This is a genomic window from Microcystis wesenbergii FACHB-1317 (assembly GCF_014696875.1).
In the GTDB taxonomy this organism is placed as follows: Bacteria; Cyanobacteriota; Cyanobacteriia; order Cyanobacteriales; family Microcystaceae; genus Microcystis; species Microcystis wesenbergii_A.
Genome location: NZ_JACJQV010000104.1, coordinates 1 through 12,270 on the forward strand (window position 1 = coordinate 1; position 12,270 = coordinate 12,270).

The window sequence follows — 12,270 nt, forward strand, 5'->3', positions numbered from 1 at the left end:
AGTTTTTCTATTAAGCTCAACATATGTTTCAAAAGTTCGCGTTCACTTCTCATTTTACCTGACAGTGATCGCTTTTACTTTTGATATTCTGATGGGAGAATGAAACAGCCCTAGGGGTTGGGGGGGTGACAATTAGCCTACAAGTGCCGTTGGTACGGAAGAAATTTCATCGAAATAGATAGATGGTTTCCTAGCTCTAAAAGGTGTAGTAATTGCGGGTATATTGCCCTTGAAAATGCCGTTAAATGTTCGAGAATGGGACTGTCCAGACTGTGGGACTCACCATGACCGAGATATTAACGCCAGTAAAAATATTTTGGCCGCAGGGCTTGCGGTGTCAGTCTGTAGAGCGACCTGATGACCAGAACAGAGTAAATCTGTTAAGGCAGGTGCGAAAAATCCTTCGGGAAAGAAGCAGAAACCTAAATCGTGAGGTTTGGGAATCGCCGTCCGTTTTACGGCGGCGAGGATGTCAATTTTCTTAACGAACGGTCGGAAAGCAAACTACTTTCGATATCCTGCTAGAAGCAATACATGACAAGAGTTACAGTTTGGCTTTCTTGGATATTGGGTAAAAAATGTTCACATTGTCAGATTATGGGCGCAAGCTTTGCGCCCCTACATTGCACCCGGTGTGATCGGTAGGGGCGTATGGCGTACGCCCTCCCTTAGATAACTTTTTCTTATGACCACAAGTACGGGAGAGCCAGATTAACTGGCATAAAATCTCTAAATAAACCATTTAATTGATTATTACTCATTCTTAATTCTCCTGCCTACTGAATCCTCACCAACCACGACAATTTTGAATTTTTACAGTAAGTCCACTTTCTCACTTTCCCCACCCGCGACCTTTTTCCGTTAGATTATAAATGGATACAAAACTTAACATTTTATCCAGAATCTACCGAGAGGGCAGATCGTGCGGCCAGATACCCTAGAAAATAACCAGCATTCAGGCGATAATTCGCTAGTTCCCGAAATCATCGCATTTAATCCCGAAATTGAGCCAGAGGAAACCGAATACTCGCCAAAACCGACAAAAACCAACTCTTGGCTATCGGGAGGAAAGGGTTTATTTATCGGTGTGGGATTGGGGGTTTTATTGACCCTGGGGGCGACTCGTTTCGCTAATCGACCCCAAACAGCCCAAAACCCCAATACTCAGGCCGTAGCGGCAAAAAATGAGGCACCAGCACAAACAGTAACCACCACTAGGGTAGAATTTACTCCCGTGGCCCGCACCCTGAAAGCGACTGGAAGCGTGGCAGCCTATGAATTAATTCCGATTCTTTCCCAAGCGACAGGACGACAAATCAAAGAAATCTTTGTCGATGAGGGTGATATCGTTAGTCAAGGTCAAATTCTCGCTCGTCTCGATGATACCGTCCTACAAGCGCAATTAACCCAAGCACAGGCAAATGTCGCCCAATCGCGATCGCGTTTGGCAGAATTGCAAGCGGGTAGCCGGAAAGAGGAGATCGCTAGAGCTAAACAAACTATTCAACGCATAAAAGCCGAAATTAGTCAAGCTCAATCGGATTGGGATTTGGCTAAAAAACGGGTTCAGAGGAACCAAAGTTTAGAAGCGGAAGGAGCGATCGCCCGGGATCGTCTCGATGAAGTCCTCAACGAAGAAAGAAACAAAGCGGCGATCGTACAACAGACCCAATCCCGTTTAGGAGAAGCAGAGCAGCAACTAGCGCAATTGCAAGCGGGCAACCGTCCCGAAGTGATTGCCCAAGCTACAGCCCAATTAACGGAAGCTCAAAGCCGTTTAGCCATTGTTAAAGCCCAATTAAACGAGACGCGCCTGATTTCCCCGGTCAGTGGCAAAATTGCCGAAAGAAATGGCCGCATCGGGGACACCACCAACGGTCAAAATGCTCTCTTTAAAATCATCGAAAATGGGCGTTTAGAGCTAAGATTACGGGTTCCTGAGAATCAATTGCCCTTAATCCGCGTCGGAGCGCCCGTTACTATCACTTCCGATGCTAATAGCAGTTTAAAATTATCGGGACAGGTGCGCGAAATTAATCCCATCGTCGATGAGGCATCTCGTCAAGCAACGGTTAAAGTCGATTTAACCGACAATACAGGATTAAAACCGGGGATGTTTTTACGAGGTGCGATCGTGACGAAGACTAGCAATAGTTTAACCGTCCCCATGACCGCAGTTTTACCCCAAAAAGATAATCAAGCTCTAGTTTATTTAGTGGGACCTGATAACACCGTTACCGCCAAAACTGTGCAATTAGGTCAAATTATGCCGAATAATCGCGTGGAAATTCTTACGGGTTTACAAGCTGGCGATCGCATTGTGGTCAAAGGGGCAGCCTATCTCGGTGATGGCGACAAAATTACAGCAATCAGTGATCAGTAATCAGTGATCAGTGATCAGTAAACAGTAATCAGTAATCAGTAATCAGTGATCGGTAGCGGGGCAAACGGATGGAGAGTAAAGTTTATGATAAAGCTTATAAATTTGCCATTAGGATTGTTAAAGGCTATAAATATTTGTGTGAGACTAAACAAGAATATGTTTTGTCAAAACAGCTATTAAGGAGTGGCACTTCAATCGGGGCTAACATTGCCGAAGCTAATGGAGCTATTTCTCAAGCTGATTTTCGAGCTAAAATGTCAATAGCTTATAAGGAATGTCTAGAAACAAAGTATTGGCTGTCTCTATTGAAAGACACGAATTACATAGAGGAAAGAGCCTTTCAAAGTATCAATGATGATGCGGAGGAAATTGGTAAAATGCTTTGGGCTATTCTAAAAACCTGCCAAGAAAATACCAAAAACCAAAAACCAAAAACTGATAACTGATAACCGGTAACTGAAAACTCACATCTGATAACTGATAACTTACCCACTGATAACTGATAACTGATAACTGATAACTGAAATTATGGCTTTTAATATTTCTAATTGGTCTATCAAAAATCCCATTCCGACGATCCTGATCTCCCTGGTTATGGCCTTAATGGGATACATTGCCTTTCTAGGATTAGGGATCGATCGCTCTCCTAATATTGATATTCCGGCCGTGATTATCACCGTTAATCAACCCGGCGCCGGTCCAGAGGAATTGGAAACCCAAGTCACCAAAAAAGTCGAGGATGCGGTGGCTGCTTTGGGTAATATCGATCAAATTACTTCTACCATTAACGAAGGCAGCAGCACCACCACCGTTAACTTTATCCTTGGCACTAACAGCGATCGCGCTACCAATGATGTACGCAATGCCATAGCGCAAATTCGGCAGGATTTACCCCAAGATACTAATGATCCAATTGTCCAACGTTTAGAATTTGCCGGGGGTGCGGTGATGAACTATACCATCTCCTCCCCGAAAAGATCGATCACCGAATTAAGTGATCTAGTTGATCGTCAAATTGGCCGCGCTTTAACGGGAGTGCCGGGGGTAGCGCGAGTTGATCGCGTTGGGGGAGTCGATCGAGAAGTGCGTGTAGATTTAGATCCCGGCCGTCTGATCGCCTACGGTATCACGGCCACGGCGGTTAATGACCAAATTCGTAGTTTTAATATTAATTTACCCGGAGGGCGATCGGAAATCGGTGGTAGTGAACAAACTGTCCGCACCCTCGGCAGCGCTGAAACCATTGAAGATTTAAGAAATTATCAAATCTCTTTACCTAACGGTGATACGGTCCCCTTAAGCAATTTAGGGACAGTTAGCGATAGTTCCAGTGATCCTCGACAAATGGCCCTCTTAGATGGGCAGCCAGTGGTGGGTTTTTCGATTTTACGGGGGACTGGCAGCACCTTGGTGACGGTAGAAACAGCCGTGCGTCAAGAAATCGAGAATTTAAAGAAAAAACTGCCCGAAGATCTTAAATTTCAATTAATTTTTACCCGTGCTGACTCAATTCGTGCTAGTTACGAAAGCCTTCTTAGCGATCTCCTGATTGGTTGTCTGATGACGGTGATCACGGTGGGTCTATTTTTAGGCAATTGGCGCGCCACGATTATCACGGGTTTAGCCCTGCCTTTGTCGATTTTCCCGACTTTTTGGGTGATGCAGTCCCTAAATTATACCCTTAACGGCATGACCCTACTGGCCTTAGCTTTAGCTTTGGGTAATCTGGTGGATGATGCGGTGTGTATGGTGGAGGACATCGATCAACATTTAGCTATGGGTAAAAAACCCTTGCAAGCGGCTTTTGATGCCTCAAAAGAGATTGGATTAGCCGTTTTAGCCAGTGCGGCGGCAATTATAGCGGTATTCCTGCCGGTTGCTTTTATGGGCGGTGTGCCGGGGCAATTCTTTCAACCTTTCGGCGTTACGGTGGCGGTTTCTACCCTATTTTCCAGTTTGATCGCTGTCACCGTCACCCCGATGTTAAGTGCCTATATTCTACAGCCGAAAAAGCTGAAAACCGGTGATGGTAATCCCTCCTCGCGCCCGCGTTTTCGTCCCTACAAAAGTTTGTTAACTTGGTCCCTACGTCATCGAATCCTGACTTTATTGGCGGCTTTGGCCTTTTTTATCGGTAGTTTACAGTTAGTTCCCTTGATTCCGAAAGGATTATTTAGTTCCGGGGATACCGGATTAAGTACAATAAGCCTAGAATTGCCTCCCGGTGCGACTTTGAATGATACTGTTGCCGTGGCTAATCAGGTGAATAGTTTACTGCAAAAAAATCCCGCCGTCGCTAATGTTTTGGCTATTCCGGGAGATTCGGGACGGGTAAATACGGGGTTAATATATGTTAATTTAGTTCCTAAGGAACAGCGATCGCTCACTCAACGGCAATTTGAGGAACAAACCCGCCTGGATTTCCAGAAGATACCTGGTGCTAGAGTTAGTTTTCGGGCGCAGGGTGGAGCAGGAAGCACTAAGGATGTCGCTATTATTTTAAAAAGTGAAAATGGCGATATTTTAACCCAAACTGCCCAAAAATTAGAGCGAGAAATGCGAGCTTTACCCGGTTTTGTCGAGGTCAGTTCCGGGGTAAGTTTAGTTAAACCGGAGATCATTATTCAACCGGATACCGTGCGGGCTGCCGATCAGGGAGTCTCAGTCAGAGCGATCGCCCGTACTGCATCTTTAGCTTTAATCGGCGATAATGAGTTTAATTTAGCTAAATTTAACCTTGCTGACCGACAAATTCCCATCCGGGTGAAGATTGCCAACGATGGACGCAGTGAGATAGAAACTCTGCAAAATTTGCGCGTTCCTAGCAGTAATGGTACATTAGTACCGCTTAACTCGGTGGCGACAATTAGCTTAGGTAGTGGACCTGCGGAAATTCAAAGATTCGATCGTCAACGTCAGGTTAATATTGGAGCTAATTTAGAGGGAGTTTCGTTGGGAAGTGCGGTGACACAAATTCGCGCTTTACCAATCATGAAAAACCTACCCCCAGAGGTGACAGAAGAACCCTTTGGTGATGCTCGTATTATGCGCGATATCTTCGCTCGTTTTTTGGGGGCGTTAAGTTTAGCAATTATTTCTATCTATGGGATTCTGGTCTTATTGTATAACAATTTCCTCTATCCCTTAGCGATTTTAACTTCCCTTCCCTTATCGATTGGTGGTACTTTAATCGCTCTTTTAATTACCCAAAAAGAGTTAGGTTTATACGCTTTAATTGGCATAGTTTTACTGATGGGATTAGTCACTAAAAATGCGATTCTGTTAGTAGATTTTGCCTTGAGTGGTCTTCAGGAAGGGAAACCGCAATTTAAGGCGGTGATTGATTCGGGAGTCTCTCGTTTACGACCAATTATTATGACCTCCGTTTCCACAATTGCCGGGATGTTACCGATTGCTTTAGCTTTAGGTGCAGATGGGGAAATTCGCGCACCGATGGCAATTGCTGTTATTGGTGGTTTTACCACTTCCACCCTATTAACTTTGGTGGTTGTGCCAGTAATCTTTACTTATATCGATAGTTTTTACTATTGGTTGCGGGGATTATTTGTTAAACAAAAACCCACGTCGATTTAGTAGTAATACCGCACAGAAAACGGGTTTCTCGGAGAAACCCGTTTTCTACTCATGCAAAAGTCAAAAAGGGGAATAAATAATCAGTCTTTAATAACCAGATTTAGTATAAAATATCTTGCTGAAAGCTTGAGAAAAAACCCAGAGAAACTAACCCATGAATCCCTTGACAGTCACACATCAAACTCTATCCCTTCCCCCCATGGGCTGCGGTACTTGGGCCTGGGGAAATCGTCTTCTCTGGGGTTATGATGAGAGTATGGATAGCCAGTTACAAGCGGTTTTTAATCTCTGCGTCGAGCGGGGTGTCACCCTATTTGATACGGGAGACTCCTACGGGACAGGCAAACTCAACGGACAGAGTGAGAAGCTATTAGGACGCTTTACAGGGGAATATAGCGGTTATAACGCTGATCATATCCGTATTGCCACCAAACTCGCCCCTTATCCTTGGCGTTTAACCCGTCATGCCATGGTGAAAGCTTGTCAAGCTTCGGCAACCAGATTAGGCCGCCCGGTGGATTTAGTGCAAATGCACTGGTCAACGGGCAATTATGCGCCATGGCAGGAGGGGGGATTATTAGACGGATTGGGGGATTGTCTGGAAAAGGGGTTAGTTAAAGGAGTCGGTTTATCCAATTTTGGACCGAAAAGATTGAAGTCTGTCTATCAAAAGTTTGCCAGTCGCAGCATTCCTATTACCAGTTTACAGGTACAGTATTCTCTCCTTTCTACCTATCCTCTCACTGACTTAGGATTAAAGGAACTATGTGATCAATTGGGCATTAAAATTATTGCCTATAGTCCCTTAGCTTTGGGGTTATTAACGGGGAAATATCGAGATAATAAAAACTTACCCCCCGGATTACGTCGCTTCCTTTTTGGTCAATTAATTCCCGCTATTTCTCCTCTGATTAGTTGTCTAGAAGTTATCGCCCAAGCTAAAAATAAAACTATTAGCCAAGTTGCTTTAAATTGGTGTATCTGTAAGGGAACAATTCCTATCCCCGGAGCTAAAAATGTTCGGCAAGCTGAGGATAATTTAGGGGCTTTAGGATGGAGTTTAGACAGTGGGGAAATAACAGAATTAGATAAAATTGCCGCGGGTTTGGATAAAAAAATGGTGCAAAATATCTTTCAAACTAAATAGGGTATGCTGAATAAATCTAAAAACCTTGAAAGTGCCAGCGATTGGAGTGATTGGGGGGAAAATTCAGGTACTTTTTCCCTGAAAATGGGTAAAACCCCACACCCCACACCCCACACCCTGCCACCAGGAAAAACTTTTTCAGCAAACCCTAAGTATTGTCTTGAGAGACCAATTTTAAGCTAGGACGGGGTTGGATTGTTCCCCCGTAAGCGACGGCAGTATGAGGAGATAGGACAAGATGAGGAGATACACCTAGGGAAATTCGATAGATTTCCTCAGCTTTATCCATTAATTGCTGTTTAACTGGCTCTTTCGGCAAATTTTGCCGCCAAGCTAGGGGAATCCCCTCGATACCGTTGTACAATCCCGCCCAAATCCCCGCTAAAGTGGTGGTTAATTGCCGTTGATAGGGACTAGAATTAGCGCGACGCACGCTCACGGCGAAATCCTCGGTCGTTTGCAGAAAAGTATAGAGAGAAGCTGCGATCGCAATTCCTAAAGGTGAGATATCTTTCGCCCAAGCCGATAAAGTGGAATCTAGGGGACGATTTTGCCCTAAAGCTGACTGAATCTGCTCTAATAGCTTATTCTTGGGGTTAATAGTTAGTAATTGCCCCATTAACTGATTTAAAGGCCTTTTTCCCTCTAATAACAGACCTACTGCCTCTCCCCAAATTATCGCTTCTTGTCGGGTTAACTCGGAAATTAAGCCCTTTTTCAGCCAAAAATTTAATCTAGCTTGCCAACGTTCCCCATGGTCAGGCCAGGTTAAAATCTCCGGCAACAGCACAAATAATAACGCCGATTCCGACTGCTGCCTAGCTGCGATCGCAATGGGCAAATCTTCCTGAGATTGCAGAGCTTGCAAAAGCAGGGTCGTCCTTGGTGTAGCCTCATAGTTAAAGGCTGGTATTAGGGGTTGATTATGCAAGGATTCCCCAATATATGCCCCGATTAACCCTCCCTGAAGGCGATCGAGGGGTGAAAAGACCTTTTGCATAAATTAGCTCAATTTGCCCGGTAGGTGACTTCCTCGACTTTGCCCGGTTGCCCCAGTTGTTTAGCATGGGCATTATTAACGGCAACGTAAACCCCGCCGGCATTACCCGCTCTCACGGTTAATTCTCGGTTTGCTTGCCAAGTGCGATGGCTTCCCTGGGGCAGTACACCCTCAAATTCTGTCTTGCCATCCACCACCACCCGCAGCCAGCAGTCATCTTCCAGTTTTACCTCCACCACCAGCTGCTGATTATTGCTGGTTTTGTTGGCTACTGGTTGAAGGGGGTTGCTTTTCGGTTGGACAATTTGCTGTTGTGGCAAGGAAGGCGGCGGTAAGCGATTCGATTGCAGTACCGATTTTTGCAGGACGTGGGATAGGGTTTGTACGGAACCAATAACTAAGATTAAATAGAGAAAATAGAGATGAATCGGGCGAATTTGAAGACTCGGCAGCGATAAAGACGGTTTTATTCCCCTAAAAAAGTTATTTACCTTGGTGGGAAAACGCCGGCTAATCGTCTCACCATCCAGGGACAGACTATCGGCAAATTGTTTGATTAACCAACGAATATAAATCGGTTCGGGCAATGACTCCAAATCCCCTGCTTCCAGCGCTTCTAGACGATGGCGCGGGATCAAGGTTTTCTGGGCAATTTCCTCGAGAGAAAGGGACTGTTCTAGGCGATTTTTTTGCAAATAAACGCCGATTTCCAGTAATTTGGTGCGCTGTTTATGCTGGGGATCAAGTTGTGATTGGAGAAGGCGAAACATATCGCTATTAGGGGCTGACTTTCAGCTTAGTTAATCTGGCTTGTTAAATATTTCAGTTCATCAAGGGTTAAAAAACGGTAATGACCCAAGGGTAAGGGGGAATTATTACCAGAGTTTAGTTGAATACGACCGATAGCACTGCGATGAAGTTTCAGGACGTGATAACCTAATTCTTCAGCTACACAGCGAATCTGCCGATTTCTTCCCTCCACTAAAATAACTTCTAGTAGGGTTTTTTGGTCGGTTTGCTTGAGAATCTCAACCTGTGCGGGTAAGGTTTTTTTTCCCCCTAAGAGGATACCTTCTCGCCAACGCTGGAGAGCAAGTCGATCAATCGCACCATCTAGCCAAACCCGATAGGTTTTGGGCAAATGATAACGGGGATGGGTGAGGGTGAGGGTGAGTTGACCGTCGTTGGTGAGGAGTAAAGCCCCAGTGGTGTTAATGTCCAACCGTCCTACGGGATGTAACCCCGTCTCGCCAGCAAGGGAGTCGGGCAAAAGGTCAATCACCGTCGGCCGGTTTTGTGGATCCTTACAGGTAGAAACCACACCAAGGGGTTTGTTGATTAGTATATACAATCTTTGGGGACGATTGGCCGGTTCAATTTTTTTTCCGTCTATCTCTAGGTGATCTTTTTCGGGGTCGGCTTTTTCTCCTAACTGCACGATTTTGCCATTCCGTCTCACCCGGCCGGCCACAATCATCTCCTCCGCCCTTCTTCGGGAGGCAATTCCCCACTGAGCAAGGATTTTCTGGACTCTCTCCGCCATTTTTTTTTAGTTTTTAACCCTTTCTATCTACTATTATAGGCATCCTAAAAGGGTTTTTTTCGCCCAAAAAGTGAAGAAAAACCGAATATCTCCGGCTGCCTGTTTGATTTTTTTCTTGGAAAACTGCTCAAAAAAAAGGAGTGATCCCTTGACTTGGGCGGCGGCTTCGGTTATACTTTTTTTATAATGGGAATATGTCTATCTTTATCCAAATGCCCCTGATCGAGCGTATATAAAGTCTTATAAAAATATCATCTCAAAAAGCCGTGAAAAAAGCCAGCAAAATTTTGCCGACAATTGTTAAAAAATTGTAACGACTCCCGGTTCTCCTTCTGGCTCAACTAATACCAAATTTCTAAATCCATGACAGACATCCACGCTCGAATGCTTCTTGCCAAGCCTGCATTCGTTGTGACGCGAATAAAGAAAAATGGTATCATATTTGTGATTTTCTCTCACATATTGGTGAGCAGCAGAAGTTGTTCAAAGAGGGAGAATGCAATTCGCCCCTACAATAATATGATGGCGCCAATGGTAGGGGCGCACCGTGGTCAGTGAGTTTATCGAATGGTATAAGCTGCCCGGGCGTTGAAATTGCTTGTTGAGATGAGGTACTCTTGCAAGGGGCAACCCCCCAACCCTAGGACTGATTCATTCTCCGAATCTAATTCTTTTTTTGCTACCCTTAATCGCTTATGAGGTAAGCTAGGGAGCAGGGAAGTACAGGTTTTTGCTCTCATAGTAGGTTGATTCATGAATCAACCTACAAAGCACGACGTTTTGACAAATTTTCAGCTATGTATTTCCGAGAAATCGACTAAAAACGTTGCCAGATAAGGATTTTAGAGAATGACATAAGAGAGAATGAAACGACCCTAGGGGTTGGGGGGGTTGGGGAAATAAATAATCAGTTTTTAATAACCGGATTTAGTATTACTCCATGACTATCAAGAACTGTTGAAATAGTAGCAAGAGACGAAGTGACTAATCGGAGTAACTTGTCTTTTGTCTCTGCCAAATTCTTATCTTCTGTATTGCGCTGTAAACTTTGAGTATTATAAATTTTTTTAATTAATTCTTCACCAGCATAAAAAACATTACTATCGGAATATTTGGTTGTCCTGGCTTCTTCAAAAAATATATTAATTCCCTCTGACCATTCAGCTTTTAACTCTAAGTCATCTACTTGCTCTAATAGATTATTACTAAGAGATTGAAGTTCTTGAAGCTGCGTTTTGACATGAGGTGCTTTCGCATAAATTCTTCCCCAAGTGGACAAAAAATCAAGAGTTTGTTCGGCAATTAAAGGGGTTCCGTCTGCAAGACTAACTTTAAAAAAAGCGTCGAGGACAGGGGCAAGAAGCGCAAAAATTGGTAATTCCCAACTATTGACAGAAGCGGTAAGAACAAGTAGGCTGATTCTAGATGGACTATCAGGGGGAATACTATTGCGAGATAAAATTGACGCAATAAATAACCAAACAACCTCATTGTTAATCTCGCTGTCATTCTGTAGAAGCTTACGTCCCAATACCCCTAAGCCGATTTCTGAAGCTTTGATCGATCCCAGTGCCAACAGATCTGCAAACTCTCTAACATGACTATCCACCCTTCTCAGATTGCCGAAAGCTCTATCAATTTCTTCTCTAGCGTTATCACTATCGCCAGAGTCTAAAAATTGTTGTACTCTTCTAAGCATCGTTGTCATTCTGTTTGGGGCGAAGGGATAAAGGTAAGACCACTGCGAATTTCAATATCTACACGGGCGTTTTTAGTTTTACGTTTAGAATCCTGAAATGAGTGCGGTTGTGCCTCTGGAGTGACACCACCTTGCTCACTAGCATTTGTAACAAAGCGTTCAGCTTTTCTAAACGCTTGTTTCCGTTCCTCTCGTTGAAATTCGCTGCATTGCCCTTTAATATTAGCAAGAATTGACATCCTCACCGCCGTAAACGGACGGTGATTCCCAAACCTCACGATTTGGGTTTCTGCTTCTTTCCCGAAGGATTTTTCGCACCTGCCGTCCCAGTTTTACTCTGTTCTGGTCTTATGGTCGCTCTACAGACTGACACCGCAAGCCCTGCGGCCAAAATGTTTTTACTAGCGTTAATATCTCGGTCATGGTGAGTCCCACAGTCTGGACAATCCCACTCTCGAATATTTAACGGCATTTTCAAGGGCAATATACCCGCAATTACTACATCTTTTAGAGCTAGGAAACCATCTATCTATTTCGATGTAGTTTCTCCCATACCAACGGCATTTATAGGCTAATTGTCACCCCCCCAACCCCCCCGACGTCGGGGGGGCAAGGGTAGGGCTGATTCATTCTCTAGTTTGATTCCTTGTTTGTCTGTCTTCAATCGCTTACGGGGCAAGCAAAGCAAGGCATTTTAAAAATTTTTCAGATATTTGTTCTGAGAAATTGACTGAAAACCTTGCCAGATAAGGATTTGATTGAATGACATTTGCGAGAATGAAACGACCCTAGGGGCAAGGGGGGGGCAGCTTACATCAGATATTGCCTGAGATAATTTCGGGTTTTTGACCATATTCTTGACGGCTAAATTCTCAACCACAATCGTTTGGTTTTCACGAACTAA

General features: G+C 44.3%; 10 protein-coding genes and 2 pseudogenes. 5 read left to right on the top strand and 7 right to left on the bottom strand.

All coding sequences use genetic code 11. The features are described from left to right. Positions 1 to 129: 129 nt before the first annotated feature. The 5 genes and pseudogenes from H6F92_RS07375 to H6F92_RS07395 form a co-directional block, all read left to right on the top strand. Positions 130 to 433, top strand: a pseudogene (locus H6F92_RS07375) (RNA-guided endonuclease InsQ/TnpB family protein); the annotation flags it as partial. Positions 434 to 922: 489 nt separating this feature from the next. Beyond that, positions 923 to 2,383, top strand: coding sequence for an efflux RND transporter periplasmic adaptor subunit (locus H6F92_RS07380; protein WP_190357363.1), 1,461 nt, complete (start codon positions 923 to 925; stop codon positions 2,381 to 2,383). Positions 2,384 to 2,451: 68 nt separating this feature from the next. Next, entirely contained in the window at positions 2,452 to 2,829 is a 378-nt protein-coding gene (locus tag H6F92_RS07385; protein WP_008205096.1) for a four helix bundle protein, read from the top strand. A gap of 82 nt (positions 2,830 to 2,911) precedes the next feature. Continuing rightward, positions 2,912 to 5,977, top strand: a complete 3,066-nt coding sequence (locus tag H6F92_RS07390) for an efflux RND transporter permease subunit (RefSeq protein WP_190357364.1) — start codon at positions 2,912 to 2,914, stop codon at positions 5,975 to 5,977. A 154-nt stretch (positions 5,978 to 6,131) separates the two neighbouring features. Beyond that, positions 6,132 to 7,124, top strand: coding sequence for an aldo/keto reductase (locus H6F92_RS07395; protein ID WP_190357365.1), 993 nt, complete (start codon positions 6,132 to 6,134; stop codon positions 7,122 to 7,124). Here the strand turns inward: H6F92_RS07395 and H6F92_RS26735 are convergent. From H6F92_RS26735 to H6F92_RS27020, 7 genes and pseudogenes are all read right to left on the bottom strand, one after another. Further along, positions 7,112 to 7,297 (bottom strand): hypothetical protein, encoded by a 186-nt coding sequence (locus H6F92_RS26735; RefSeq protein ID WP_265795889.1) that lies wholly within the window; start codon positions 7,295 to 7,297, stop codon positions 7,112 to 7,114. The genes H6F92_RS07395 and H6F92_RS26735 overlap by 13 nt on opposite strands. Continuing rightward, entirely contained in the window at positions 7,273 to 8,124 is an 852-nt protein-coding gene (locus H6F92_RS07400) for an ADP-ribosylglycohydrolase family protein (protein ID WP_190357366.1), read from the bottom strand. Before H6F92_RS07400 ends, H6F92_RS26735 begins: the two co-directional genes overlap by 25 nt. 8 nt (positions 8,125 to 8,132) lie before the next feature. Further along, positions 8,133 to 8,894 (bottom strand): helix-turn-helix domain-containing protein, encoded by a 762-nt coding sequence (locus tag H6F92_RS07405; RefSeq protein WP_190357367.1) that lies wholly within the window; start codon positions 8,892 to 8,894, stop codon positions 8,133 to 8,135. A gap of 26 nt (positions 8,895 to 8,920) precedes the next feature. Continuing rightward, positions 8,921 to 9,667, bottom strand: coding sequence for a pseudouridine synthase (locus H6F92_RS07410; RefSeq protein ID WP_190357368.1), 747 nt, complete (start codon positions 9,665 to 9,667; stop codon positions 8,921 to 8,923). Positions 9,668 to 10,574: 907 nt separating this feature from the next. After that, positions 10,575 to 11,366 (bottom strand): hypothetical protein, encoded by a 792-nt coding sequence (locus tag H6F92_RS07415; RefSeq protein WP_242030041.1) that lies wholly within the window; start codon positions 11,364 to 11,366, stop codon positions 10,575 to 10,577. Positions 11,367 to 11,371: 5 nt separating this feature from the next. Beyond that, a complete protein-coding gene (locus H6F92_RS07420) occupies positions 11,372 to 11,605 on the bottom strand; it encodes a hypothetical protein (RefSeq protein WP_242030043.1) in 234 nt (77 codons plus the stop codon). A gap of 35 nt (positions 11,606 to 11,640) precedes the next feature. Beyond that, positions 11,641 to 11,944, bottom strand: a pseudogene (locus H6F92_RS27020) (RNA-guided endonuclease InsQ/TnpB family protein); the annotation flags it as partial. Positions 11,945 to 12,270 lie beyond the last annotated feature (326 nt).